We start from the raw sequence: 25,678 nt of genomic DNA, 5'->3' as shown, positions 1-25,678 counted from the left end.
GTACGCGAGGCCAGGCGCGTCTCCTTGCCCTCGGGCAGCGCTTCGCCCCGTCGTCGTGCGGCGACGGGGCGAAGCGCTCATGTCCGGACCGGCCTACGGCGTCCTGGTCCGGCGTCCGGGTCCGTGGGGCGGGAGGGCGTCAGAGGTGCAGGCCCTTGGAGAGAAGGGTGAGTTGGTTGTCGTACATCGCCGTCAGGTCGCCGGCGCCGTCATGTTCCACCCAGTGCCAGATCACCGTGGTGAGCACCGCGATGATGGCCGCGGCGGCGCACTTGACCTCCAGGTCGTCGGCGTCGCGGCCCGTGCGCTCGGCGATCAGCGCGGCGATGGCCGTCTGGCTCCTCAGCTGCTCCTCCAGCGAACGCGCCCGGATCGAGGGGACGCTGAAGGTCAGCCGGGTGCGGAAGAGCAACTCCTCCCGGTCGCTGGCCAGCAGCCTGGCCAGCGAGTCGGACAGGGCGTGCCGTACGGCGTCCACGATCGGCTCGTCCGCCGGGCGGTCGCCCAGGGCGTCGCCGAGCATGGAGTCGTACTCGTCCATGAGGACGACGTCCTCCTTGGTGGGGAAGTACCGGAAGAACGTGCTGGGCGAGATCTCGGCTGCCGCTGCGATCTGGTCGACGGACGTCGCTTCGTAGCCCTGCTCGGCGAAGAGCCGAAACGCCTCGCGCCGAATGCTCTGCCACGTCTTCAGCTTCTTGCGTTCACGCAGGCCGAGGCCTGACGTCGCAGGTACGGTGGAGATCTCTCTGGCGCTCATACCAGCGATTCTCCGTGCTGGGTGGTCGTGGTGTCATCCTTCGCGGCTCCGACCGTGCCGTTCGCGGCCTCCTCCGCCTTCCTCGCCTCTTCAGCCTTCTCGGCTTCCGCCTCCTTGGCCCTCAGCAGGGCCGGGTCCTGCGACCGGGCGGGCAGGAACACCACGGCGAGGACGGCGGCCAGCAGCGAGGACACCGCGCACACCACGAGCACGAGGCTCATGCCGTGCACGAAGGCGCTGTGCGCGGAGGTGAGCAGGGCCTTGTCGTGCAGTTGGGAGGCCACCGCGTCGGCGCCGAGCACCGAGTCGCGCGCCGTGTGCGCCGCGGGCGCCGACAGGTGGTCGGTGGACAGCTGGTCGAGATAGCACGAGCTGAGCAGGCTGCCCAGTACGGCCACGCCGAGCACGCCGCCGACCTGCTGCAGCGTCTCCAGCAGACTGGTGCCCGCACCCGAGCGCTCGGGCGGCAGCGAGGACATCACCAGGGTGGTGGCCGGCACGATCGCCAGGCCGAAGCCGAGACCGGTCAGGGTCAGCCACAGCGCCACCGACCCGTAGCCGTCGCCGTTGCGGGTGAAGGATCCGAGCAGGCCGCCGACGGCGAGCAGCAGCAGGCCGATCGGGATGACGGTGCGCGATCCGAGCTTGGAGACCAGGCCGTCGCTGAGTGCGGCGGCTCCCATCAGGCCGCCGATCATCGGGAGCAGTCGCAGACCGGTGCCGAAGGCGTCGGCGCCCAGGACTCCCTGGAGGTACTGGGGCAGGACGAACAGGATGCCCACCACGGCGAACTGGACGAAGACCGCGATCAGCGCGCCCCAGCCGAACCGGTGGTCGCCGAACAGCTTGAGGTCGACCAGCGGGTGGGGGATGCGCCGCTGGTGGAGCACGAAGCCGACGAGCAGGACGACGCCGGCGATCAGCGAGCCGGTGACCTGCACGTCGCTCCAGCCCTTGGTGGGCTGCAGGATGGTGCCGTACACGAGGGCGGTGATGCCCGTGGCGCTGAGGACGGTGCCGAGCAGGTCGAACGAGCCCTGCTTCTCCTCGGCGGCGGGCGCCCGGCCGGCGGCCCGCGCGGCCCCCGCCTCGTGGCGCCTGCTGTCGTCGGGCAGCAGCCACACACTGGCGATCAGCGCGGCGGCGACCACCGGGATGTTGAAGACGAAGACCGAACCCCACCAGAAGTGGTTGAGGAGCCATCCGCCGACCAGCGGCCCGATCGGCAGGCCCAGGGCGGTGGCGCCGGTCCAGGTGGCGATGGCCTTCTGCAGCTCCTCCTGGGCGAAGATCTTCGGCAGGATCGCCATCGACAGCGGCGTGATGATGGCGGCGGCCAGGCCGAGCACGGCGCGGACGGTGATCACCGCGCCGGTGCTGTCGACCAGGGCACCGGCCCCGGACGCCAGACCGAACAGCGCGATGCCGGCGACCAGCAGCTTCTTGTGTCCGAAGCGGTCGCCGAGCATGCCGACGGGGAGCATGGCGGCGGACAGGGCCAGTAGATAGCCACCGCTGATCCACTGCAACTCGGCGCTGTCGGCGCCCAGTTCCTGCGCCATGGACGGCAGGGCCACGTTGATGATGGTCCCGTCCAGGCCGATGATCAGCACGCACAGCGTCAATGCGGCCAGCGCCCACCAGCGGCGGGGTGAGTTCGCGAGCGCGGGCGGTGGCGAGAGGGTGGCATCCGAGGCTGCGGCAGACATGACAAACCTCCGACAAGTGTCAGCACATCGTGAGTGATGCGGAGAACTCCGCACTCTGAAAGCTATTGAAATTGAGAGAGACTGTCAATATATGGTCACTGCCATACGAGGTGGACTACCTAAAGGCGGTCTGGCGCACATCGCCGCCCCGCGATCGGCACGGCACGGCGGCTCAGGCCTCGGTGTCCCTGCGAGCCGTGCACGGCGTCGTGGGCCGGCACCCGCACGTTCCGTACGGTCTCGCGGAGCGGGCGCGGGTCGGTCGGCGGGATCACCGGCGCGACGCAGCGCCTGGTGGCCGCCGAAGCTCATCGCCGACGCGCAGGTCCGCGACATGCCGGCCCGGGCGGCCATCGCGGTCGCGGCGGTGCTGCGGGCCGCACGGCGCGGGGGTGTTCGGTTCCTTCCGCACGCCCCGGGCCCCGGGCCCCGGACGAGTCGCCGGGTGACGCGCATGCCGTCCTGGTTCTCGGTCAGCGCGGTGCGCGCGCCGGATTCCCGCACCGCACGGCGTGCCGCTCACCCGATCAGGAAGGCGCGTCGGCCGCCCGGCTCGTGCCGGGCGGCCGACGCGCCTTCCGGGTCCGGCGGACCGATCAGCGCAGTCCGGCGAAGAGGTCGTTCTCGGGCACGGGCGCACCGGTGGGGTCCAGGACGCGTACGAAGGTCTCCATGCCCATCAGCTCGCCGAACCTCTCCTTGCCCATCTTGAGGAAGAAGATGTTCTCGCCCTGACTGGCGTGCGCGGCCAGCGCGTCGAACTTCTGACCGCTGAACGCCGTGGTGTCCACCCACGTGGTGATCTCGTCGTCGGGAAGGCCGATCTCGGCGAGCGCGGCGGTCTCGGCGGGATCCGGCTCCGGCATCTCCTCGCCGAACTCACGCATGATCTCCCCGAACCGCTGCATCGACGAGCGGGGCATCGTGGTCCAGTACACCTTCGGTGTCAGCTCGGTCATCTCCAGCGCCGCCATCGTGATGCGGTGGGCCTGGATGTGGTCCGGGTGTCCGTAGAAACCGTTCTCGTCATAGGTGACGACCACATCAGGCCGGTAGTGCCGCATGAGTTCCGCGAGTCGCGACGCGCCCTCCTCCACAGGGGTGCGCCAGAAGGAGCCCGGAGCCTCGTTGTTCGGCCAGCCCATCATCCCGGAGTCGGCGTAGTCCAGCATCTCCAGATCGCCGACCTTCAGTGCCTCGCAGCTCGCCTCGAGTTCTTGACGGCGCATCAAGGCGACCGCCGCCGGATCGTGCCCGGGCTCGCCCGGCTTGACACCCCCCGGTCCGTCACCGCAACCGCCGTCGGTACACGTCACGAGAACCGTGCGGATGCCCTCCGCCGCGTACCGCGCGAGAACGCCTCCGGTTCCGGTGGCCTCGTCGTCGGGGTGGGCATGTACCGCCATGAGCGTCAAAGGCCGGTCAGTCATGAAACAGTCCTCCTGCGGAAACACATCGTGGTTCGGGTGCGCGGCGGACGTACCACGCCCCTGAGGCCCGGCCCCCGGTGGGGCGGACGACCGCACGGTCGTCTTGCCCCCGCCCGGGTGGCACCGGTCCCTCGGCCGGTACAACCGTGCCGACCGGACCGGCTGTTCCCGGCACCGCCGCGACGCGGCGCGCTCCGGTGCACCGGGCAGGTCGCCACGTCGTTTCACGGGGTGGCGCGGAGGCGTTCCCGGAGGCCGGCCAGGTGCGTGCGCAGGACTTCCTCGGCTTCCTCCTTGCTGCGGAAGCAGCGCCGGACGGCGCCCAGGGAGACCTGCGCGCGGGCGGCGACGTCGCGCATGCTCACCCCCTCCGGTCCGTGCTCGTCGGCGAGGAGGCAGACGGCCTCGGCGATCCGGCGGAGTCGGCGACGGACTGCCGTCCGGCGTACAGGTCATCGGGCGCGCGTTCCGGGAGGACCTGTGCCTGGCCGCCGCCCAGCAGATCGAGGACCGCCTCGGCGTGCTCACACCGGTCGACCCTCGCCCGGAAGTCCCGGTCGCCGCACGGTAGACGGCACCCCTGGTCCCGTGCTCGTGCCGGCCACCGACAGCCGCGAACCCGGGAGGAGCCGAGAATCCGGTCGGGGTCAGGAGCGGAGGTAGGCGAGGACGGCCAGGACCCTGCGGTGGGTCTCGTCCGCCGGGGGCAGGTCCAGCTTGGTGAGGATGTTGCCGATGTGTTTGCCGATCGCCGCTTCGGAGACCACCAGCTCCCTGGCGATCGCGCCGTTGGACCTGCCCTCGGCGACCAGGGCCAGCACCTCGCGTTCGCGCGGGGTGAGCCGCTCCAGCGGATCGCGGCGGCGGCGCAGCAACTGGCGCACCACCTCGGGGTCGACCACCGTCCCGCCGTCCGCCACCTCGTGCAGCGCCTCCACGAACTCCTCGACCTGGCCCACCCGGTCCTTGAGCAGATAGCCGACGCCCGATCCGTCACCGGAGTCCAGGAGTTCGGCGGCGTACATCCGTTGCACGTACTGGCTGAGGACCAGAACCGGCAGTGCGGGGTGTTCCTCGCGCAGCCGCACCGCCGCGTGCAGGCCCTCGTCCTGGAAGGCGGGCGGCATCCGTACGTCCGTCACCACGATGTCGGGTGCGTGCTCCTCGACCGCCGCGATCAGTGCCCGTGCGTCTCCGACGGCCGAGACCACCTCGTGGCCGCAGCGGCCGAGCAGGCCGATGAGCCCCTCCCGCAGCAGCACGCTGTCCTCGGCCAGGACTACGCGGAGCGATCGGCCGGCTCGGTCAACTCGCAAGGAAACTCCACACGCAACAGAGTCGGTCCGTCCGGCGGACTGGTCAGGACAAGTCTGCCATCCAGGACCGACACCCGGTCCGCGAGGCCGACGAGGCCGCTGCCCACCGAGGGGTCCGCGCCGCCGCGGCCGTCGTCGCGCACCTCGAGGAACAGACGTCCGTCGCGATGACCGCCGCTCACCCGCGCGCGGTCGGCCCCACTGTGTCTGGCGACGTTGGCGAGCGCCTCGCAGACCACGAAGTACGCCGCGGACTCGACCGCCCGGCCCGGCCGGCCCGGCAGTTCCAGGTCGACGTCGACGGGGACCACGCAGCGGTCGGCGGCGTCGGCGACCGCGGCGTGGAGGCCGTAGTCCGTGAGGACCTTGGGGTGGATGCCGTGGATGAGCTCGCGCAGCTCCGCGAGCGCCTTGCCGGCCTCCTCGTGGGCCTTGTCGAGCTGGTCGGCGAGCGGACCGGGCGGGACGTCGAGACGGGCCAGAGCGAGGACCATCGTCAGGGCCACGAGGCGTTGTTGGGCACCGTCGTGCAGATCACGCTCGATACGGCGCCGTTCCGCCTCGAAGGCGTCCACCAACCGGGCACGGGAGCGGGCCAGTTCGAGCACCTCGGCGCCGAGTTCGCCCTCGCGCGAGGCGATCAGCAGCCGGGTCAGCCCGGCGCGGGCGCCCGCCGCGGTGCCCAGCACGTAAGCACCCGCACCCATCAGGAGCACCCCCAGCACGGCGACGCCGAACGCGGCCGGCCACGTGGTGACCGTCCACTGCTTGAGCACCTTCGCCTCGTGGCCGTCTCCGGCCGTGGCCATCAGCAGCGGAGTGGCCACCATGGAGACCGGGAAGAGCAGGGCGGCCGTGACCGCCAGGGCGTCGACCGGCCACAGCACCCCGGCGAACAGCAGCGCGTACCCGAGCTCCCGCCAGGTCGCCTGTTCCCGCAGCCGGGTGGTCAGCCAGGCCCACGGCCCCGGCGCGGTCGGCACCTGATGCCGGCCGGACACCGGGGTGCGGTCGACCAGGCGCAGCCTGTGCCGCTCCGCCCAGGCCACCGGGATCCCGCCGAGAGCGACCACGACGAGCAGGGGCAGCCCCACCAGGACGACGGCGAGCACACCGCAGACCGCAGCCAGCGTCACGAGCCCCGCCAGAGCGGCGACGCCGGTCACCGCGCCGGTGAGCAGGTACGCGGCGGAGCGCAGGGGCCAGGCCGACAGCAGGAAGCCCGGCCGGGACATGGCCTGCCACACGTTTCGAGGGTGCATGCGCATGACCGTAGGCGGCCGCGTCGGCCGGTGGCCATCGGGCCGGTGCCCGCATCGGGGTATGCCTGGCCCTACCCCAGGTCTCGGTCCCGCCGTACTGCGTCGCGAGGAGGTCGCACGGTTTCGTGGGGCGTGGAAGTACCGACGAGCCGAGGGAGCAGGTACCGGTGGGGAGACACATGACCGAGGACGCGATCCGACTGCGCTCCGTGACCCGGCGCCACGGCTCGGGCGGTACGTCCGTCACCGCCCTGGACGAGGTGTCGCTCGCCTTCCCGAAGGGGACCTTCACCGCCGTGATGGGCCCGTCCGGGTCCGGCAAGTCGACCCTGCTGCAGTGCGCCGCGGGCCTTGACCGGCCCACGTCGGGCTCGGTCACCCTGGGCGGCACGGAGCTGACCGGGCTGAGCGAGACCGAGCTGACCCTGCTGCGCCGGGAGCGCGTCGGCTTCGTGTTCCAGGCGTTCAACCTGCTGCCCTCGCTGACCGCCGAGCAGAACGTGGCCCTGCCGCTGCGGCTGGCCGGCCGCCGTCCGCGGAAGGCCCGGGTGCGCGAGGTGCTCGAACAGGTCGGACTCGGCGACCGGGCGCGGCACCGCCCGGCGGAGATGTCCGGCGGCCAGCAGCAGCGGGTCGCCCTGGCCCGTGCCCTGATCACCCGTCCCGACGTGCTGTTCGGCGACGAGCCGACCGGCGCGCTCGACTCGCGGACCGGCCGCGAGGTGCTGGCCCTGCTGCGCGGCATGGCCGACCGGGACGGCCGGACGATCGTCATGGTCACCCACGACCCCGTCGCCGCCTCCTGCGCCGACCGTGTCGTCTTCCTCGTCGACGGCCGTGTCGACGGCGAGTTGACCGGCGCCCCCGCCGAGGACATCGCGGCGCGCGTGACCGGGCTCGAGGAGATGCCGTGCTGAGCACCGCGCTGCGCGTCCTGCGCACCCGCTGGGTCACCTTCGTCGGCGGTTTCGTCGCCCTCTGTCTGGGCGTGGCCCTGATCGCCGTGATGGGACTGGTCCTGGCGTCCTCACTGGACGCACCCGCCCGGGGGCCGGAGCGGTTCGCCGCCGCGCCGGTCGTCGTCAAGGGCCAGGACGCGCTGAAGGTGCCCACCTCGATCGGCGACCGCAGCCAAAAGCTCGCGCGGCCGCGTGCCGTGCCCGACGACACGGTCGCGAGGCTGCGCGGCCTCGGGACCGTCGTCGAGGACCGGTCGTTCGCCGTACGGGCCGAGGGCGGGCCCGCCGATCTGGTGGGCCACCCCTGGTCCACGGCGGCCTTCGCGCCGTACGAACTCGGCACGGGGCGCGCGCCCGAGGCCGCGGACGAGGTCGTCGTCAGCGGTGACTGGGCCCGTGCGGGCACCCGGGTGCGGACCGGCGGCGGCACGGTGCGCGTCGTCGGCACCGTGGCCGGACTCGGCTTCGAGAACGCCGTGTTCTACACCGACGCCCGCGCCGCCGAACTGTCGCCGCGCAGCCTCCAGCTCGTGGTCGACGCCGACGCCGCGACCGTGCGCGAGGCGGTGCGCGGCAGCCGGGGCGTCCAGGTCCTCACCGGGGACGCGCGCCGGTACGCCGACGCCGATCCGGACCGGGACGGGGAGGCCCTCACCGCGATGAACGCCATGTTCGGCACGGCCGGCGGTGTCACCGGGTTCGTGTCGGTGTTCGTGGTGGCCTCGACCTCCGCGTTCTCGGTGGCTCAGCGGCGCCGCGAGTTCGGGCTGCTGCGCACCGTCGGGGCGACCCCGGGGCAGATCCGCCGCATGGTCGTCTCCGAGGCGCTCGTGGTCGGCGTGCTCGCCTCGGCCGCCGGTTGCGCGCTCGGTTCCCACGGGGCTCCGAGGCTCGCCGGGTGGGCGGTCGACGAGGGTCTCGCGCCCCGCTGGTTCACCGTCGGCGACCACGTCTGGCCCTACCACGTGGCGTTCTGGACGGGCCTGTCCGTGGCCCTGTGCGGGGTGCTGGCCGCGTCCTGGCGGGCAGGGCGCACCGGTCCCGTCGAGGCGTTGCGCGAGGCGTCCGTCGACACCCGGCCGATGACACGGGGCCGTCGGCTGTTCGGCGCGGCCTTGCTGCTCGCCGCCGTGGTGATGCCGGTCCTGGACCTGGTGACGGACCCGGGCGGCCTGTTGCAGCGCAAGACCTATGTGAGCCGGCCGATGCTGCTGATCAGCGCGGTCGCGCTGCTCGCGCCGGTGCTGGTGCGGCCGCTGGCCCGGCTGGTCGCCTGGCTGCCGGCCCGACTGCCCGGCGCCGGCGGGATGCTGGTGCGGGAGAACGCCGCCACCGGAGTACGCCGTACCGCCGCCGTCGCGGCGCCCGTGCTGGTCACGGTCGCCCTGGCGGGCTCGCTGCTCGGCGCCGGGGCCGTCCTCGGCGAGGCGAGGGCCACCGAGGTGCGCGAGCGGACGACCGCCGACTTCGTGGTCACCGCGGCGGGCGACGCCGGCTTCGACGGGGCGACGCTGCGGCGGCTTCGGGCCGTGTCCGGTACCGAGGTCTCGGCGAGCTCGTCGAGCGCCGTGTACGTCCTGGAGGACGGCGTGGCGCTCATCAGGTCCGACGCCAGGGCCGTCGAGCCGGAACCGCTCGCGGCGACGGCCCGGCTCCCGCTCGCCGCGGGGAGGGTGAACGACCTGGACGACGACTCGATCATCGTCAACGAGGAGTGGGAGAAGCACACCGTGGGCGAGCGGGTTGACGTGTGGCTCGGCGACGGTACGAGGAGATCCCTGAGGATCGCCGCGGTCATGACCATCGGCACCGGTGACAACGGCGTCTACGTCACCCCGGGCAACGCCCCCGGGGCGCCCGTCGACCGGGTCGACGTACGCCTCGACGACGGTGCCGACCCCGCCGCCGTGGCCGCCGGTCTGCGTCAGGCGGTCCGGGCGTCGGGCGGGGAGGTCCTCACCAGGGACGCCTGGGTGCGGGAGGCGTACCCCGAGACCGACCGGACGACCCGGGCGGGCTTCTTCCTGGTCCTCGGGATCGCCCTCCTCTACACCGGCATCTCACTGGCCAACACGATGGTCATGGCGACCTCCGACCGGGTCCGGGAGCTGGCCGTGCTCAGGCTGGCCGGCGCCACCCGATGGCAGGTGCTGCGGCTGGTGGGTGCCGAGGCGCTGATGGTGGTCGTGGTCGGCGGACTGCTGGGGACGCTCGTCGCCGGGCTCGAGCTGGTGGGCATGTGGGGCGCGCTGGGCCTGCTCTCGGTACGGACGTCTCCGGAGATCCCGTGGGCGACGCTCGCGGCGGCCACGGGCGCGTGTGCCGTGCTCGCCGTGATCTCGGCGATCGTCCCGGCCGGCCTCGCCCTGCGCCGGGGGGCGGTGGAGCCGGCGGGGGTGCGCGAGTGAAGGGCCGGGCGCGGGCGGCGAGTCGGGACATCCCGGTGCGGGCATCGGTCGGACGGGCAGGGAGGTCGTGATGTCCGGTATCCGGGCCGGCCGGACGGCATCCGGGCGGGTCGCGCCTGAGACGCGGCCGGGTTCGGGGTCCGCTCGGCCTTGGCCGTCACCGGATGCGGGACGGAGCCGTCGGCCCCGTACAGCCCCCGGTCCGAAGCGTAACAACCCCTGCGGCGTCGGCCGGTAGGGTGCGGAGCCTTCCCACGGTATCCACGGAGGTCCACACACATGTTCCCGTACCGGGCGATGCTGACGTTCGGCACCTTCGCCCTGTTCGTCGGCATCTCCATGCTCTACGACCACAACTATCCGCTCGCCGCACTGCTGTTGGTGATCGGTGTGGTGTCGGGCGTGATCCCGATCGTGACGGGTGTCGCGCGCGCCCTGGCCGCGTGGCGGATCCAGGGCGACGACATGGGATCCCTCGCCGACCCGGTGCTGCGCAAGCGGCTGAAGGTCCTCGGCGGCGTGCTGAGCGTGCTGGGCTCGGAGGTGTTCGCCGCCGGGGTGGTGGTCGAGTCGCTGGCCTGGGCCACCAACCACGACGACCCGCCGATCCCGATGCCGGTGCTGATGCTCCTGGTGCTGATCCCGGCCGGTCTGCTCTGCCTGCTGGGCTACGGGATGCTGAACGCGGGCCGGCTGACCCTCGCCGGCGATGCTGAGGGAGTGGACTCCGGGTACCGGCTGGGCTGGATCCTGCTGGGGTTCTGCGTCGTCGTCGGCGGCTCGGTGACCGACCCCCGGCTGTCGTGGCAGATAGCGGGCGGCATCGCGATCCCGACCGGCGTCCTGGCACTGGCGACCTGCCTGATGCTGCGGGCGCTGCGCGAGCCGATGGCCGAGGTCCGGTCGCGGTACTGGGCCGCCCGCAACGCCGCGGCGCGGGAGGAGGCGATCCGCGCCGGGCGGATCGACGCCGACGGACGGCGCCTGCCCCAGCCTCCGCAGCAGTGACGAGAGCTGGCCGATTCCGGAGCAACACCCTTCGTGCACAAGGCCGTTCCGGTCGGCAAGGAAGTTGTGGCCGATGTCGCCGCAGCCCTTGCCGACCGTGTACTGACGCCCTGTCACCAGACTTGTGACCTGCGGTACTTCCCTGCGCACCACTCGGTCGTGGCACCGTCCGGGGCGTCAACCGGCATGGGAGGGAAGCCGGGAGAAGATCGGCCGGAATCGTAGCTGACAGCAGGATTCTCGATCGCGTTACGTGTCATGTCTCCGTCGCTTCATGCACAGCCGTCACCGTCCGGACGGAGAGTCACCCCCACGATGGAGGCACCGTGACCGGTTCGATGAACCGCCGTAGATTTCCCTTCCGCCCGCTCGCGGCACTGCGTACCACGCTGGTCGGCACACTGAGTCTGTTCCTGGCGTTCGGCGCCGCCGGAGCCGGAGGCACCACCGCCGCCGCCGCCGACACGAACTCGCTGCAACTGTCCGGCACCACCACGTCCGGAATCCACAACACCTACGACCCCGGCGCGTTCACCTATCTCGCGCAGGGCCTCGACACCGGCACCTCGATGATCGAACTGGACGTCTGGGACGACTTCTTCACCCAGGAGTGGAAAGTCAGCCACAGCAGTCTGACCAGCAACGGCAACAACTGCGTCAACGCCTCCACGGCCGCCGACCTGTACACCGGCGGCACCAACAAGAACCTGGAGAGCTGCCTGGACGACGTCCGGGTGTGGCTCGGCGCGCACCCCGGCCACGGACCGCTGATCATCAAGCTGGAGATGAAGGCCGGCTTCCAGGCCAACCTCGGGATGAGCCCGGCCAAGCTGGACCAGTCCATCAGCGCGCACCTGGGCGGTCTGGTCTACAAGCCGAACGACCTGCTGAACAAGCCCGGCGGTGGCCAGTACGCCACTCTGGACGACGCGGCGAAGGCCGGCAACTGGCCGAGCCGGGCGCAGTTGGCGGGCAGGGTGCTGCTGGAGATCATCCCCGGCACGGTCGAGGAGAACAACCCGACCGACACCCTGTGGACGGACAAGGAGTACGCGACGTACCTGCGCAACCTGCACACCGCGGGCACCACCGCGCAGGCGAACGTCTTCCCCTCGGTGCACAACGCCGCGTCGGGCGACCCGCGCACCCGCTACTCCGACACGACGCTGCGGCCCTGGTTCGTGGCCTTCGACGGTGACGCGGCCGCATACGTCGGCAACGGCATCGACACGAGCTGGTACGACACCAACCACTATCTGCTGTTCATGACGGACTCGCAGAACGTGTCACCGGCTCTCGACGACGTCAGCCCGTCGTCGTCCGACGCGTCGGCGCGGGTCGCGCTGCTGGCCAAGGCTCATGCCACGGTCGCGTCGAACGACTGGCGGGGCCTGCCGGACGTGCAGTCGCTGGTCCTGCCGCGCGGCTGATCCACGGTTCCGCCGGCTCCACGGGCCCATGACGGATCCGGGCCCGTCGTGTGACGGGCCCGGACCTGTCGTGCGGTCGGTCAGACGCGGTCGGCCGCGATCAGGAGGTACTGGAAGGACCCGTCCTTGTAGGAGTTGATGAACGCCGTCTCGATGCCGGTGACCAGCGAGGACGTGGCACGCAGCTCCCAGTAGGGCAGGGTCTCGGGCGTCAGGTCGATGACGGCCTGCGGTACGAGCCGGTTGTTGGCCATGGCCCGGAGGTACTCCCGGCGTGAGTGGATGTTGCACTCGAAGTGCGCGTTGATCTGGGAGACCCACTTCGACGGCTGGCCGTACCGCGGGTTCCAGCAGCCGGTGATGGTCACGTAGCGGCCGCCGACCGACAGGACGCGGGAGTGCTCGGCGAAGAGGTCTTCCAGGTCGACGTACATGCTCGACTCGTTGTTCCACGAGGCGGCGACCTGTCCCCTTTCGAGGGGGGTGTCGAGCATGTTGCACACGCGAGCGCGGACGTGGTCGTCGATGCCGAGTTCCAGGGCCCGGCGGTTGGCGAACTCCGCCTGCTTGGCCGACAGGGTGACGCCCTCGACGTCGCACCCGAACCGCTGGTGGGCCATGACCATCGACCCGCCGCGGCCGCAGCCGGCGTCCAGGAGGGTGTCGTCGCGCCCGATGGGGCCGAGGTGGTCCAGGAGGACTTCGGCCTGCGCCGACTCCAGGCGGTGGAGTTCGGAGATCAGCCTGTTCTCGTATCCGCTGTCCCCGGTGTCCCCGAGGGCGGTGTGGTCGATGTCGCCGATGCCGTAGTGGTGGTGGTAGAGCCCGTCCACGTCGCCGAGACGCAGGTTGACGGGCCTGGCCTCACCGTCCCAGTAGCGTGCGATGTCCCCCTGGTAGGGCGAGGCGGGGCCGGGGATGAACGCGGTGACGCCGGCGGTGAGTTCGGTGCTGGTCATGGTGGGATCCGTTCCTTACCAAAAATCGGGCAGGCTGTATCGATAGGTGTTGGTCTGGTGCCAGTAGTGGTTGCCGTCGACCCAGGCGGCCACGCCCCGCAGGAAGCGCAGCACGCTCGGGACGGGGCAGGCGGCCGCCAGGGCGGCGGCTTCGGATTCGAACGCGTGCATGAGGTCGTTGTGGATCTCGACCGCCTTCAGATAGCCGTCCCGGTCAGGGACGCCCTCCCGTTCGGCGATCACCACGGGCAGGTTCAGATGTCTGCCGGGGCTGTCGAGCTCCTTGGTGTACGAGTAGAGGTCGTTCACGATGGTGGTGGCGTTCGAGGCGAGCGCGATGACCCGCTGCATCTCCGGCTGGGCGTGCAGGTCCGCGGGCAGTTCGTATCCCCCGACGGTGTCGGTGATCGTCGGGCAGGGGCGGAAGTTGTTGAACTGGCGCATCGCCAGGTACTCCCAGACCTCGGGCACATGGTCCGCCTCGGCCCACGCGGCCTCCGCGAGGTAGCCCAGGTGCAGACGTGCCATGTCGTGCCGGTACCGGTCGGCCTGTGAGGGGGTGGCCTGCTGGACGAAGTACTCCATGGCGGAGCGGTAGGCGCGCCGGGGCGCGTCCGACCGCAGCGACTCCGCCCACGGCCGCTCGTACTCTCGCGTCGTGAACAGGGGGTCGAGAGCGGTGTGCGCCAGCAGAAGGCGGCTGCCGAGCCCGACGGGTGAGCCGCCGTGGTCCTCGCAGTAGCAGTCGTCGAGCGCGTTCTCCGCGACCATCAGCCGTGTGGCGATCATCAGGCGGTCGACCGTGGGAGAGTCGGGATGGCAGGCCACCATGTAGCGTCCGACGGAGAAGCCGTCGAACTGGTCCTCCCACTCCGGGGGGCAGGCCTGGACCTCGTCGACCGCCCACCTCTTGATCCTGTGGCTGATCTCCTCCACCCGTACCGGGTCCGGCTCCGGCACCGGGTGGTGGTACAGGCCGGGGACCGGCACGCCCTCCGTCGGTGTCCCGGGCTCCCGGGGTGCCGGTGGTTCCTCCCGCCGCGTGAGATACAGGCCGGTCGTGCCCACTCCGCTGGGCCCCCGCAGGATCCGTTCCAGGGCGGAGGCGTCCGGTCCCGCCGCGGCACGGCTCTCCTCTCCGTGCCGCGGGGTGAGGTCGCCGATGGTGTCGCTGTGGGGTTCGGAGTGGGTGAGGCGGGTGCGGGCCCCGACGAGGGCCATGGCGTCAGCCAGGCGCGACTGCGAAGGGGAAGGCCCGGGCTCGGGCATCCTTGGCTCCTTGGTGAAATGGGCGAAGGCCTCGCCGGGACGGGGGCCGAAGCGGTGGGACGCGAGCCCTCTAACCGCGGCTACGGGCGATCTGCACGTCTTCCAGCACGCCCAGTGCGTCGGGCAGGAGGACGGCCGCGGAGTAGTACGTGGTGACCAGGTACGAGAGGATCGCCTGCTCGTCGATGCCCATGAAGCGCACCGACAGTCCCGGCTCGTACTCCTCCACCAGGCCGGTCTGGCGCAGGCCGATGACGCCCTGGTTGTCCTCCCCGGTCCGCAGGGCGAGGATCGAGCTGGTGCTCTCCTTGCTGATGGGGATCTTGTCGCAGGGCAGGATCGGGACCCCGCGCCAGCCCAGGACCTGCCGGCCGTCGAGGTCGACGGTCTCGGGGTAGAGCCCGCAGGCGCTGAACTCGCGGCCGATCGCCGCGATCGTCCTGGGGTGGGCGAGGAAGAACTTGGTGCTGCGGCGCCGGCAGAGCAGATTGTCGAGGTCGTCCGGTGTGGGCGGGCCGGAGTGGCTCTGGATCCGCTGCTTGAAGGCGGCGTTGTGGAGCAGGCCGAACTCGCGGTTGTTGATGAGTTCGTACTCCTGGCGTTCCCGCAACGCTTCCACGGTGAGCCTGAGTTGTTCCTCCGTCTGGTTCATCGGGCCGTTGTAGAGATCGGCGACCCTCGAGTGGACGCGCAGGACCGTCTGAGCGACGGAGAGTTCGTACTCCCGCGGGTGGAGTTCGTAGTCGACGAAGGTGCTCGGCAGCTCGGCCTCACCGGTGTGACCGGCCGACACGGCGATCTCGGCCTCGCCGTGGTGGTTCTGCCGCCGGAGGGCGAGCTCGCCGAAACGCCGCACGTGGGCCCGCAGAGCGGGAGCCGAGGACAGGACGGCGGCGAAGTCGGAGCGGGACAGGGTCAGCAGGGTGCCCGCCGTCCGAGCGGTGGCGGTGCAGTCCCATCTCGCGTCGGTGTCCACGAGGGCGCTCTCCCCGAAGTGACCGCCGCCGGCGAGCACGCCGTCCGCCATCTCGTCCCCGTACTTGCCGGCGGACGTCCGGCCGATCCGGCCGTGGGCGATCAGGTGGACCTGCTCGGCCGGGGTGCCGCCACGGACCAGTACCTCGCCCGCCCGGAAGTCGCGCTGGACGCACCGGTCGGCGATCGCCGTCAGCACCTCGACGTCCTCGAAGCCGCGCAACAGGGCCAGTTCACCGAGTTGACGGGGGATCACACGGACGCCGGCGCCGTCCTGGAGGAACTCGATGTGTCCGTCGCCGACGTTGTAGCTCAGCCGGCGGTTCACCCGGTAAGTGCCGCCCTTGGTCTCCACCCAGGGGAGCATCCGCAGCAACCACCGCGAGGTGATCTCCTGCATCTGCGGGGCGGACTTGGTCGTGTGGGTGAGGTTGCGGGCGGCCGCAGTGCCCAGACTGGACTGCCGACGCGGCTCCAGCTCCGCTTCCGGGCCGGTCTCAACGGTCATCGAGCGAGGTCTCCTTCGCGACGGCGTCGATCGGCGCACGAACGCCGACCACTGAGGGGGAAACAGGTGGGTGAAACGCGGAGAATCCGTCCAGATCCACGGGAACCGTAACGGCCGATGTGCCCGACTTGCCTGTTGTTCCGGTCGAGTTACCTCGATACAGCGATCTAGATCCACAACGGGTTTACCGAAGCGATCATCGATATCCGGACAGCGCGATCGAGATCCCGCCAACACCTGACAGCGGCATGCCCCTTGCCCCGTCGGCGCCGTCCCGCCGTACAACCGTTCACCTTCGCCGGTGGCCCCTGGGACGCGACCTCGATCTGAACGACAGATGTCCCTGGGCCGATGCGGGACGAAAGGACAGACGTAGACGGCGACGGCTACGCCGGCGTCGCGATCGGAGTGATGCACGAGAGCATCTTTGGGGTCAGCACGACCGGCGCGGTGACCGTGCTGCGCGGCTCTTCCAGGGGCCTGACCGCGACCGGCGCCGTGTCCTGGCACCAGAACACGCCCAGCGTGCCGGGCGTCAACGAGTCGCACGACACGTTCGGCTGGCGGGTCCGCCTGATCGACATGAACGGTGACGGACGAAGCGAACTCGCCACCGGTACGGCCCAGGAGAACAGGGACGAGGGCAACCTCTGGTACTTCAGGTCCGGCAGCAAGGGCCTGACCACGAACCAGGCCGTCTCCGTCGGCCCCAGGACCGTCGGACTGACGGCCGAGTACCGCTACTTCGCACGCTGGATGGCCAAGTAACCCCAACGCCCGGACCGACCCAAGTCCGAGAACGGGACACCCGTCGCGACGGCGTCGGCGGCGCAGGTCCGTTCCCGGAGCCCGTCTGGTGCCACCGTCATGGGATGGCCCAAGCTGGCCCGCATGGACTGGTTGCCACTGCTCTCCACCCTCGCCGGGGCCGCGATCGGCATCGGCTCCACCCTCGTCGTCGACCGCAATCGGTGGAAGCGCGAGGACGTCAAAGAAGCCGTTCGGCTGCGGCTCGACATCTATACCCAGTACACCACCACCGTGAAGGCCCTCGGTGAGACCCTGCGGGCCCTGGCCGAGCGAGAGCACCCGTCCGACGACGAGCGCGCGCTCGCGCTGCGCGCGGCCTTCCGGGACTCGGGCGTGTCCATCGCGTCGGAACGGATGTGGCTCATCGCGCCGCAACCCGTCGTCAAGGCCTCCGACAGCGTGTTCCACTGCCTGCGGCGCATCTGCGACGGCTATGCCGACGGCGCCGCCGTCAGCGGTCCGGAGGATCGCGCCCGCTGGGAGGAACGCGGCAGGGCCGCCGCCAGGATGCGCAAGCTCATGCGCGAAGACCTCGGCGTCGGCCCGCTCACCGAACGCCACAGCCCCCTGCTCGACGACCACGGCGATCCCGCCGCGCGGTGATCGTGACCGCGGCATCCGTGGTACCCGCCCAGGCATTTGAGCGGACGGAACGGATGCCGCCACGAGCCGGCCGCCGCCACCGGAACCGAACTCTCGGCGTGCGGCGGCGTCAAGCGCGAGCCGCCTCCGCGGAGGGGGCGGTCAGAAGCTCCAGCTGTAGAGGCCGCCACCGGTGTCCACCGCGGACTCCGCGAGCCGGGCGACTCCCCGCAGGACCTCCAGCAGATCGTCGTCGGTCATGTCGTCCCCGTCCTCGGACCGGAGCCGCGCGGTCCAGCGCCCCGCGAGCTCCTCGAGTTCGGCGGGGCTCGCGCCGGCCAGCGCCCGGGTCAGCCGCTCCGGCAGGGCGAACACCTCGACGCCGTCGTTCAAGGGGGCGGTGACCCACTCCGGCCACGTCCACCCGAGGAGCCGCTCGACCGGCGGGACTTGGGCCGAAGGTTCCTCGAAGTACATGTCCCACTCGGCGATGGCACTGTCCGGCTCGACGAAACGGCAGGTCACGGATTCAAAGGCCGCACCAGGTCCCCGCAGGCGCGTCGCGGCGGCGGTTTTGTCGTCGGGGGCGAGGAAGAACACTATGTCGTGGGCCATCGGAGCATGATGACAGCCCGCCCGCTACCTTCCCCTCATGGAACGGGCCATCATCCTGAGCAGCCTCGCCGGGAACGGAACCGGGAACGAAACCGGCACCGCCCCGCGGCGAGTCGTCGAACTCGCCGACGAGCTCGGCATACCGGCCGCCGACCTTCTCGCCGTCGCGGGCCACCCGGTGCCGGTGGAACTCCTTCCCCCGGAGCGCGACGCCAGGGTCTTGAGGCAGTTCGCGTACCGCGTCAGTCACTGCGGCCACTCGCAGCTCGCCGTGCTGGAGGCTTTTGTCCGCTCGCTGCCCCGCGTCGCCGCCCCAGAGCCCTTCGTGCGGCCGGCCTGGCCGTACCCCCGTCCCGCCGAGACCAGGTTCGCCGCCGTACTCGGCGGATTGATCCGCAATCGCGGCTTCGGCATCCGCGAACTGCCGTTCATGGGACTGTCCCTCAGCACGTTGTACGGGATGGTGTGGCGCTGGGAGCCGAGTCCGCACCGGTGCCAGCAGCTACGCGCCGTGGCCGGTCCGCTGGGCTGGACCCTGCCCGATCTCTTCGCGGTCGCCGATGAGCCGCACTCGGAGGAACTCCGTCCGGTACTGCACTGCCACCACCTCGGGCGGGTCCTCACGGCGGCCGTCCCCCTGAGCACCTCACAGCTGATCGAGACCGCGGAGGAAGCGGACCGCCTGAGCGTGCGTCAGGACCAGGGCGTATGGCGGCCCGTCTCGCAGGGCTTCGCCGAGGATTGCCCGGACTTCCCCTGACAGCGGACTCCGCCTCGGCACCGACCCGGCCCGCGCACCGGCAGACCGACGCGCCACCGGGCCGTCCTGGCGACTGCGGGAGAAGGTCGCAGCGGACGCGGCCGTGCCGGAGCGCGACGACCCCTAGAGTCGTGGACCATGACCGTGCTGCATGGCGACTCCGTCACCCTCCGGCCCACCGTCCGAGGCGACGTCCCCGCCCTGGCCGCCATCCGGGCCACACCGGAAGTACGCGCGCGATGGCGCGGCGGGGACGATCTCGAGGCGGACGTCGAGGCCGACCTGCGGGACGAGGGGACCCGGTGCCTGACCGTGGAGCACGACCGGCGGATCATCGGCATGATCCAGTGGTACGCCGAGGAGGAGCCGGACTACCGGCACGCCGGCATCGACCTCTTCCTCGATCCCGCGGTGCACGGCAGGGGCCTGGGCACCGACGCCGTACGGACACTGGCCCGCCACCTCGTCGACGCCCACGGCCATCACCGCCTGGTCATCGATCCGGCGGCCGACAACGCCGCGGCGATCCGCTGCTACACCAAGGCCGGCTTCCGCCCGGTCGGCATCATGCGGCGCTACGAGCGCGGCCCGGACGGCAGTTGGCACGACGGCCTCCTGATGGACCTCTTGGCCGACGAGGTGACGCGCTGATCGTCACCCGCCGCCGAACGGGCTGTACAGGCGATCACGACCGCGATAGCGTCACATCGACGATAATTCTCGTCGATGTGACGCTTTTTGTTTCGAGGGGGGAGCCATGACACAGGCGCTGCTCGCCGGGCGATACCGGCTCAAGGACGAACTGGGGCGCGGCGGCATGGGGGTCGTCTGGCGCGCGGAGGACGAACGGATCGGCCGGACGGTGGCGCTGAAGGTGCTGCCGCCCGAATACGGCGTGCCGGCCGCGCAGGACCGGCTCGCCTCGGAGGCGAGGGCGCTCGGACGGATATGGGACCCGCGCGTGGTCGCCGTGCTCGACTACGGGCAGGACGCGGACGGCACGGTGTTCGTGGTCATGGAACTGGTCGCCGGACACACCCTGGACCGGGCCGCCGCCGACGCGTCGGTGCCCCTGATCCTGGACTGGGCCGGACAGATCTGCCGGGCCCTGGAGGTCACGCACGCGGCCGGACTGCTGCACCGTGACATCAAGCCCGGCAACGTGATGGTCACCCCCACGGGGACCGTCAAGCTCCTGGACTTCGGCATCGCCCGGTTCGTCCGGGAGCCGGACCCGGCCGGCCCGCTCACCCTCGCGGGGCAGGCGGTCGGAACGCCCGCCTACATGGCACCCGAACAGCTCGGCACGCCCGGGACGGTCGACGGCAGGGCCGATCTGTACGCCCTGGGCTGCGTGTTGTACGAACTGCTGACCGGAGCCCGCCCCGAGTGCGGTGGCCTCTTCCAGAGGAAGCTGCCGCCCCCGCCCTCCCTCCACTCGCGCGAGCCCCTGCCCGCCGAGGTCGACGGACTGGTCCTCGCGCTCCTCGCCCCGGACCGGGCGGACCGGCCCGCCGACGCCGGAACGGCGCATGCCATGGTCGGGGCCGCGATGGACGCCTGGAGCGGGACGTACGGCCCGCCCGGTCCCGGGTCCGTCGCACCCGGGACCGGGGAGAGCGGCGGTACCACCGGCGGCGCGCCGGGTGCCCCTTCCTCGTACGACCCGACCGTCCTCCTGGACGTCATGGCGCCGTCCCCCGCGCAGGACGGCGCGGCGGCCCGGACCCGGGTCATGCCGGTGTCCATGTCCGGCCTCGACCGCGTCCGCGAACTGGCCGACTGGCAGCGTGGCCACCCGGAGCCGTGCCGGGACCCCCGCACGCCCGCCGTCAAGGAACTGCGCCGCCTCGTCGAGGAACTGGTCCACCTCCCGGCGGGCCTGCTGGCTCACACGGACCTCTCCGGTCTGAATCTCGACAGCGCCATCCTCATCCGGGGAAGGCTGGCCGGAGCCCGGCTGACGGGCACTCAACTCTCCTTCGCCCTGATGCCGTTCGCCGATCTGCGCGAGGCGCACCTGGTCGGCGCGGACCTCGCGGGCACCTACCTCGGTTCGGCGGACCTGACCGGCGCGGACCTGTCGGACGCCCAGCCCTACACGACCCACCTCACCGAGGCGAAGCTGGCGGGCGCGCACCTGACGGGCGCCAACCTCCTGTCCGCGGTGCTGTCCGACGCCGATCTCTCCGGCGCCGACCTGCGCGGTGCGGTCCTGTACGGCGCCTCACTCCGCACGGCCCGGCTGAGGGGCGCCGACCTCTCGGGCGCCGATCTGCGGGATGCCGACCTCGCCGGCGCCGACCTGAGCGGTGCGCACTGGTCCGTCGAGACGCGCTGGCCGTTCCCGCCGACCGCGCTGCGGAAGCTGTCGTACTCCTCGCGGGCGCCGGGCGGATTCGTCCTGCCCGACCCCTGCGTCTCACTGAAGCTGCGCCGGCTGCTGGACGGTGACGACGGCCGGTGGTTCCCGTCGGCGTGACGGCCCGCGTGGAACGAGGACCCGGCGGTCCGGCCCCCGGGCACCAGGCGCCGGTGCCGTGGCTCAGTAGCCGGTCGACGGATCGTCGGTGGCGCTCCCGGCGGGCGGATCGCCGCCGCGGCGGCCTTCGAGGTCGTCGAGGATCGCCGCCGTGGCCGTGGCTCCGAAGCGGGTGGCGCCCAGGCGGTGGAGTTCCAGCAGCGCGTCCAGGGTACGGACACCTCCGGCGGCCTTGACCTGCACGCGGGGGGACACGGTGCGCCGCATCAGGGCGATGTCGGCGGCCGTCGCCCCGCCGGGGGCGAACCCGGTGCTGGTCTTGACGAACGCCGCGCCCGCGGCCTCGGCGGCCTTGTACCCGGCGGTCTTGTCCTGGTCGGTCAGGTAGGAGTTCTCGAAGATCACCTTGACGGGACGGCCTTCGGCGGCCCGGACGACGGCGGCGATCTCGGCCTGGACCGATGCGACGTCGCCGTCGCGCAGACGGCCGATGTTGATCACCATGTCGATCTCCTCCGCCCCGGAGGAGATCAGCTCGGCGGTCTCGAAGACCTTCGCCGCCGTGGTGCCGCTGCCGTGGGGGAAGCCGACGACCGTACCGACGGCGACCCGGCTGCCGCTCAGCACGGCGGCCGCCCGCGGGACGTCGGGGGGCCGGACGCACACCGACGCGGTGCGGTACTCCAGCGCGGTCGCCAGGCCGTCCTCGACCTCGGCGGCGGTCAGTTCGGGCCGCAGCAGCGAGTGGTCGATCATCTTCGCCACCTCGTCGCACGAGGGCAGGGGGCCGTCCCAGCGCGGGACGTCCATCGAGGCCACGGACATGGCGCTCTCCTTCCATGAGCTGTATATACAGCCTATACAGATGTGGAGGACGGTGTCGACCGGCGTCACACTGGGAGCCCGTCCGTCCGACCGAGAGGGAACGCACCCGCCATGGCCGCGTCGCAACCGCTGTACGAGCGCATCGAGAAGGAGCTGCGCCGCCGCCTGGAAGCCGCCGCCGACGGCGACCCGTTCCCCTCCGAGTCACGGCTGGCGCAGGAGTTCGGCGTCTCCCGGATGACGGCGCGCGCCGCCCTGGTCCGGCTGGAGCGCGACGGCCTGCTGGAACGGGTGCCGGGCCGGGGCAGCTTCGTGCGCCAGGCCTCCGCCGCCCGCCCCGTCGGCACCCTGCTGAGCTTCCACGACCAGGCCCTCGCCGCCGGCAGGACACCACGCTCCCGGGTCCTGGAAGCCGCTGTCCGCCCGGCCACGCCCCCGGAGGCGGCCGCCCTGTACCCGGCCGCCGCACAGCCCGCCTCCGTGATCGCCATCAGCCGCGTCCGGCTCTTCGACGACCTTCCCGTGGCCATCGAGCACGCCGTCTTCCCCGCCTCCCTCCGGACGCTGCTCACCGCCGACCTGGAGACCGGGTCCCTGCACCAGACCCTGCGCCGCATGGGGCTTCACCCGACGCTGGGCTCCTCCGTCCTGACCGCGCGCACGGCCGACGGCGACGCACCCGAACTCGACGTCGACCCCACCACACCGATGCTCGTCGAGACGCGCTCCATCGCCGACCAGCACGGCAATCCCCTCGAGTACACGGTCAGCTCCTACGTCGCGCACCGCTACGCACTCAAGGTCGACTTCTCCGTCGCCGCGCCCGGGCACTCCTCACGTCAGGACGACGGCCCCGCCCGCGACGCGGCGAGCCGGCCGGCCTGACGACGCTCCGGCACCGGCCGGCGGCACGACGGCTACAGGCCCGCCCAGGTCAGCAGCCGCTCCATGTGCTCGACGGGAAGGAACGGCGAGGCACCGGCGGCTTCCGCGACGTGTTCCGAGGAGTCGGCGAGAAGGCGGAGCAGGGACGGGAGCGGGAGGTTGCGGTGGGGCGCGACCGCGCGGCGGACGCGGGCCTCGGGGTCGGCGGCCAGCTTCTCGGCGAGTTCCGGCGGCAGATCCGGATCGCGGGGCGCGAAGGAGCGGAGCCGGGGCTCGGGATCCGTGGCGAAGCGGTGCAGGGCTTCCGGGGAGAAGGCCAGGACCTCCTTCTCGTCCCACCAGAAGGTGAACTTGTCCCGTCGGCGGTAGCGGCGTTCGATGCTCTCGGCGGTCACGGGATCGACCAGGTGCGGGGCGGTGTGCGCCATGGTGAGGCGGACGATCTCCTCCTCGTCGTCGAGCAGGCGGGCCACGGCGTCGGCGGGAAGGGTCTCGGCGGCGGCCGCCGAGGCCCGGAAGCCGACGTAGGGCGAGTCGACGTGGGGCAGCGGATCGGCCGTGACCCATGGCAGGCGCATGATCCGCAACTCCGTGCGTGCGAAGGCGTTTCGATACCACTGCAGGACCGCTTCGTCGTCGGCGTCGGGGCCCGGGTCTGCCGTCGAGCGCGAGAGCTCGTGGACCGAGGCGTGGATCTCCGCCCGTACGTGCTCCGGTGTGTCGGGCCGGGCGAAGACCTTCACCCGGACGTTCAGGGCCGGGTCGACGGCGAGGACGTCACGGGCCGACGGCGGCAGGCCGGGATGCCGGGCGAGCTCGGCGCGCACCTCGCCGTCCGGGTCACCGGCGAGCCGCTGGAGGGTGTCCGCGTCGAGAACGGCGTGGATCACCGCGCCCGCCCGGGTCACGGGGTCCGCCAGCAGCGCCGGCAGCAGGTCCGGGGGCGGTTTCGGATGCGGCCCGTGCGCGAAGTAGGTCGAACAGGCCGCGGCCCGGACCTCGGCCTCGGGATCGGTCAGCAGGGCCCGACGGACCGCCTCCGGCGCTTGTGTCCAATACCTGGCCAGCGCGGCACGGATCGCCGGGTCGGGGTCGGCCGCGAGGCGGGCCCGGAGGTCGGGCGGCGTGTGACGGCCCTGGGCCAGGTGCTCGCGAACCCGTGGATCAGGATCGTCGACGAGCCGCTCCAGCATCTCCCTCGGCGCGGTCTCCGCGCGCGTGACGAGCGCGGACCGCACCGCCTTGTCCCGGTGGGCGGCCAGACGGACACGGAACCGGTCCGGCAGCCGGTCGTTGAGGGCCAGGCCGTGCAGGAGCCAGTGGTCGTCGATCGCGATGATCTCGGCGATCATGTCCTCGGTGAGGTCCTGACGCCCCGCCACCTTCCCCATGCCCCGCCGCCATCCGAACAGCCGCCGGACCAGGGGAGCCGGCAGGGCGGAATTCATCGCCAACCCGTCCATCACCTTGTCGAGGTGGACGGGAGTCACGGCACCGGTGTCCATGCGGCCAGGATGTCAGGCGGACTTCGCCGCCACGCCACCGGTCCGTGGTCCGCATCGGTCAGGGCTCACCCGCGCTCTCGGCTGCCCGGAGCGGGCGGCGGCGCGGAGCTGTCGCTCCGGCGGCGCCGCCCCGCCGGCAGGAGGAGACGTGCCGGTCGTCGTTGTGGCGTTCGGTCATGATCCGTGTTCACTCGCCTCGCCCCTGGCGGGGGTGTCCTCCTGGGAGAACGCCGCGTCGAACGGGGCCGACGGCGGATCGAAGTCGTAGGTCCGCAGGTGGGCGAGGGCCTCGGGGGCACCCTGGAGCCGGTCCATGCCGGCGTCCTCCCACTCCACGGAGACGGGTCCGCGGTAGTCGATCGAGCGCAGCATGCGGAAGACGTCCTCCCAGGGGACGTCGCCGTGTCCGGCGGAGACGAAGTCCCAGCCGCGGCGCGGGTCTCCCCAGGGCAGGTGGGAGCCGAGGCGGCCGTTGCGGCCGTCGAGGCGCTTGCGGGCCTCCTTGCAGTCGACGTGGTAGACGCGGTCGCGGAAGTCCCACAGGAAGCCGACCGGGTCGAGGTCCTGCCACACGAAGTGGGAGGGGTCGAAGTTCAGGCCGAACGCCGGGCGGTGGCCGACCGCTTCGAGGGCGCGGTGGGTCGTCCAGTAGTCGTAGGCGATCTCGCCGGGGTGGACCTCGTGCGCGAAGCGCACGCCCTCGGCATCGAAGACGTCGAGGACCGGGTTCCAGCGCTCGGCGAAGTCCTCGTAGCCTCGCTCGATCATCGACTCGGGGACCGGCGGGAACATGGCGACCAGGTGCCAGATCGCGGAGCCGGTGAAGCCGATGACGGTGTCGACGCCGAGGGCGGCGGCCGCGCGGGCGGTGTCCTTGATCCGCTCCGCGGCGCGCCGCCGTACGCCTTCGGGGGCGCCGTCGGCCCAGACGGCGGCCGGGAGGATGGCCCGGTGGCGTTCGTCGATGATGGCGTCGCAGACGGCCTGGCCGGTGAGGTGGTTGGAGATCGCCCAGCACTTCAGGCCGTACTTGTCGAGGAGTTGGTGACGCGAGGCGATGTAGCCGGGGTCGGCGAGTGCCTTGTCGACCTCGAAGTGGTCTCCCCAGCAGGCGAGTTCGAGGCCGTCGTAGCCGAAGTCGCGGGCGAGGCGGCACACCTCCTCCAGGGGCAGGTCGGCCCACTGGCCGGTGAACAGGGTGAACGGGCGCGGCATGTGACG

At 71.7% G+C, this 25,678-nt stretch carries 22 protein-coding genes and 2 pseudogenes; 11 read left to right on the top strand and 13 right to left on the bottom strand.

Annotated elements, in window-relative coordinates; all coding sequences use genetic code 11:
- Nucleotides 1-139: 139 nt before the first annotated feature.
- The 4 genes and pseudogenes from ACICHK_RS38640 to ACICHK_RS38625 form a co-directional block, all read right to left on the bottom strand.
- Nucleotides 140-760 carry a TetR family transcriptional regulator gene (locus tag ACICHK_RS38640; protein WP_151473868.1) on the bottom strand — a complete coding sequence of 207 codons (621 nt, stop codon included), beginning with the start codon at nucleotides 758-760 and terminating at the stop codon, nucleotides 140-142.
- Nucleotides 757-2,469, bottom strand: coding sequence for an MFS transporter (locus tag ACICHK_RS38635; protein ID WP_406840626.1), 1,713 nt, complete (start codon nucleotides 2,467-2,469; stop codon nucleotides 757-759). The genes ACICHK_RS38640 and ACICHK_RS38635 overlap by 4 nt, the downstream gene beginning before the upstream one ends.
- 596 nt (nucleotides 2,470-3,065) lie before the next feature.
- Nucleotides 3,066-3,899, bottom strand: coding sequence for a PIG-L family deacetylase (locus tag ACICHK_RS38630; RefSeq protein ID WP_406840625.1), 834 nt, complete (start codon nucleotides 3,897-3,899; stop codon nucleotides 3,066-3,068).
- A gap of 287 nt (nucleotides 3,900-4,186) precedes the next feature.
- Nucleotides 4,187-4,312: pseudogene (locus ACICHK_RS38625) on the bottom strand (helix-turn-helix domain-containing protein); the annotation flags it as partial.
- A 5-nt stretch (nucleotides 4,313-4,317) separates the two neighbouring features.
- On the opposite strand from ACICHK_RS38625, the pseudogene ACICHK_RS38620 reads away from it, so the two are divergent.
- A pseudogene (locus ACICHK_RS38620) lies at nucleotides 4,318-4,470 on the top strand (indole acetimide hydrolase); the annotation flags it as partial.
- A 76-nt stretch (nucleotides 4,471-4,546) separates the two neighbouring features.
- Here the strand turns inward: ACICHK_RS38620 and ACICHK_RS38615 are convergent.
- Both ACICHK_RS38615 and ACICHK_RS38610 read right to left on the bottom strand, forming a co-directional pair.
- Entirely contained in the window at nucleotides 4,547-5,215 is a 669-nt protein-coding gene (locus tag ACICHK_RS38615) for a response regulator (protein WP_406840624.1), read from the bottom strand.
- Entirely contained in the window at nucleotides 5,179-6,450 is a 1,272-nt protein-coding gene (locus tag ACICHK_RS38610) for a sensor histidine kinase (RefSeq protein WP_406841441.1), read from the bottom strand. Before ACICHK_RS38610 ends, ACICHK_RS38615 begins: the two co-directional genes overlap by 37 nt.
- Before the next feature lie 206 nt (nucleotides 6,451-6,656).
- Here ACICHK_RS38610 and ACICHK_RS38605 point away from each other — a divergent pair, with 206 nt between their 5' ends.
- The 4 genes from ACICHK_RS38605 to ACICHK_RS38590 all read left to right on the top strand — a co-directional run bounded on the left by ACICHK_RS38605 (nucleotide 6,657) and on the right by ACICHK_RS38590 (nucleotide 12,282).
- Nucleotides 6,657-7,394 (top strand): ABC transporter ATP-binding protein, encoded by a 738-nt coding sequence (locus ACICHK_RS38605; RefSeq protein WP_406840623.1) that lies wholly within the window; start codon nucleotides 6,657-6,659, stop codon nucleotides 7,392-7,394.
- Nucleotides 7,388-9,844 (top strand): FtsX-like permease family protein, encoded by a 2,457-nt coding sequence (locus ACICHK_RS38600; protein ID WP_406840622.1) that lies wholly within the window; start codon nucleotides 7,388-7,390, stop codon nucleotides 9,842-9,844. The genes ACICHK_RS38605 and ACICHK_RS38600 overlap by 7 nt, the downstream gene beginning before the upstream one ends.
- Nucleotides 9,845-10,123: 279 nt before the next feature.
- Nucleotides 10,124-10,852 (top strand): hypothetical protein, encoded by a 729-nt coding sequence (locus ACICHK_RS38595; protein ID WP_406840621.1) that lies wholly within the window; start codon nucleotides 10,124-10,126, stop codon nucleotides 10,850-10,852.
- Nucleotides 10,853-11,178: 326 nt separating this feature from the next.
- A complete protein-coding gene (locus ACICHK_RS38590; protein ID WP_406840620.1) occupies nucleotides 11,179-12,282 on the top strand; it encodes a phosphatidylinositol-specific phospholipase C domain-containing protein in 1,104 nt (367 codons plus the stop codon).
- Nucleotides 12,283-12,362: 80 nt separating this feature from the next.
- Here the strand turns inward: ACICHK_RS38590 and ACICHK_RS38585 are convergent, their stop codons facing one another.
- The 3 genes from ACICHK_RS38585 to ACICHK_RS38575 form a co-directional block, all read right to left on the bottom strand.
- Nucleotides 12,363-13,241, bottom strand: coding sequence for a geranyl diphosphate 2-C-methyltransferase (locus tag ACICHK_RS38585; protein ID WP_406840619.1), 879 nt, complete (start codon nucleotides 13,239-13,241; stop codon nucleotides 12,363-12,365).
- 15 nt (nucleotides 13,242-13,256) lie between these two features.
- Nucleotides 13,257-14,510 carry a family 2 encapsulin nanocompartment cargo protein terpene cyclase gene (locus tag ACICHK_RS38580; RefSeq protein WP_406840618.1) on the bottom strand — a complete coding sequence of 418 codons (1,254 nt, stop codon included), beginning with the start codon at nucleotides 14,508-14,510 and terminating at the stop codon, nucleotides 13,257-13,259.
- A 70-nt stretch (nucleotides 14,511-14,580) separates the two neighbouring features.
- Nucleotides 14,581-15,993: a family 2B encapsulin nanocompartment shell protein gene (locus ACICHK_RS38575; protein ID WP_406840617.1), complete on the bottom strand. Its 1,413-nt coding sequence runs from the start codon at nucleotides 15,991-15,993 to the stop codon at nucleotides 14,581-14,583.
- 351 nt (nucleotides 15,994-16,344) lie between these two features.
- Between ACICHK_RS38575 and ACICHK_RS38570 the strand changes: the two genes are divergently transcribed.
- A complete protein-coding gene (locus ACICHK_RS38570; protein ID WP_406840616.1) occupies nucleotides 16,345-16,761 on the top strand; it encodes a hypothetical protein in 417 nt (138 codons plus the stop codon).
- A gap of 123 nt (nucleotides 16,762-16,884) precedes the next feature.
- Nucleotides 16,885-17,406: a hypothetical protein gene (locus ACICHK_RS38565; RefSeq protein WP_406840615.1), complete on the top strand. Its 522-nt coding sequence runs from the start codon at nucleotides 16,885-16,887 to the stop codon at nucleotides 17,404-17,406.
- 141 nt (nucleotides 17,407-17,547) lie between these two features.
- On the opposite strand, the gene ACICHK_RS38560 is transcribed toward ACICHK_RS38565, so the two are convergent.
- Nucleotides 17,548-18,000: a hypothetical protein gene (locus ACICHK_RS38560; RefSeq protein WP_406840614.1), complete on the bottom strand. Its 453-nt coding sequence runs from the start codon at nucleotides 17,998-18,000 to the stop codon at nucleotides 17,548-17,550.
- Nucleotides 18,001-18,037: 37 nt separating this feature from the next.
- On the opposite strand from ACICHK_RS38560, the gene ACICHK_RS38555 reads away from it, so the two are divergent.
- The 3 genes from ACICHK_RS38555 (at nucleotide 18,038) to ACICHK_RS38545 (ending at nucleotide 21,242) form a co-directional block, all read left to right on the top strand.
- Nucleotides 18,038-18,760, top strand: a complete 723-nt coding sequence (locus ACICHK_RS38555) for a hypothetical protein (RefSeq protein ID WP_406840613.1) — start codon at nucleotides 18,038-18,040, stop codon at nucleotides 18,758-18,760.
- A 138-nt stretch (nucleotides 18,761-18,898) separates the two neighbouring features.
- Nucleotides 18,899-19,411, top strand: a complete 513-nt coding sequence (locus ACICHK_RS38550) for a GNAT family N-acetyltransferase (protein ID WP_406840612.1) — start codon at nucleotides 18,899-18,901, stop codon at nucleotides 19,409-19,411.
- A 106-nt stretch (nucleotides 19,412-19,517) separates the two neighbouring features.
- Nucleotides 19,518-21,242 carry a serine/threonine-protein kinase gene (locus ACICHK_RS38545; protein WP_406840611.1) on the top strand — a complete coding sequence of 575 codons (1,725 nt, stop codon included), beginning with the start codon at nucleotides 19,518-19,520 and terminating at the stop codon, nucleotides 21,240-21,242.
- A 63-nt stretch (nucleotides 21,243-21,305) separates the two neighbouring features.
- Here the strand turns inward: ACICHK_RS38545 and deoC are convergent, their stop codons facing one another.
- Entirely contained in the window at nucleotides 21,306-22,067 is a 762-nt protein-coding gene (gene deoC, locus ACICHK_RS38540) for a deoxyribose-phosphate aldolase (protein WP_406840610.1), read from the bottom strand.
- Nucleotides 22,068-22,178: 111 nt separating this feature from the next.
- Between deoC and ACICHK_RS38535 the strand changes: the two genes are divergently transcribed.
- On the top strand, nucleotides 22,179-22,952 hold the full coding sequence (locus tag ACICHK_RS38535; protein ID WP_406840609.1) for a GntR family transcriptional regulator: 774 nt from the start codon (nucleotides 22,179-22,181) through the stop codon (nucleotides 22,950-22,952).
- Between the two features lie 32 nt (nucleotides 22,953-22,984).
- Here the strand turns inward: ACICHK_RS38535 and ACICHK_RS38530 are convergent, their stop codons facing one another.
- Complete coding sequence (locus ACICHK_RS38530) at nucleotides 22,985-24,457, bottom strand: HEAT repeat domain-containing protein (RefSeq protein ID WP_406840608.1); 1,473 nt, start codon at nucleotides 24,455-24,457, stop codon at nucleotides 22,985-22,987.
- A 174-nt stretch (nucleotides 24,458-24,631) separates the two neighbouring features.
- The gene (locus ACICHK_RS38525; RefSeq protein ID WP_406840607.1) at nucleotides 24,632-25,672 is read right to left on the bottom strand and encodes a sugar phosphate isomerase/epimerase family protein; all 1,041 of its coding nucleotides are present in this window, start codon (nucleotides 25,670-25,672) and stop codon (nucleotides 24,632-24,634) included.
- Nucleotides 25,673-25,678: the final 6 nt, after the last annotated feature.

The sequence above is a fragment of the Streptomyces sp. AHU1 genome (assembly GCF_045343905.1).
In the GTDB taxonomy this organism is placed as follows: Bacteria; Actinomycetota; Actinomycetes; order Streptomycetales; family Streptomycetaceae; genus Streptomyces; species Streptomyces triticiradicis.
This window is presented reverse-complemented; position numbering and strand designations above follow the sequence as displayed.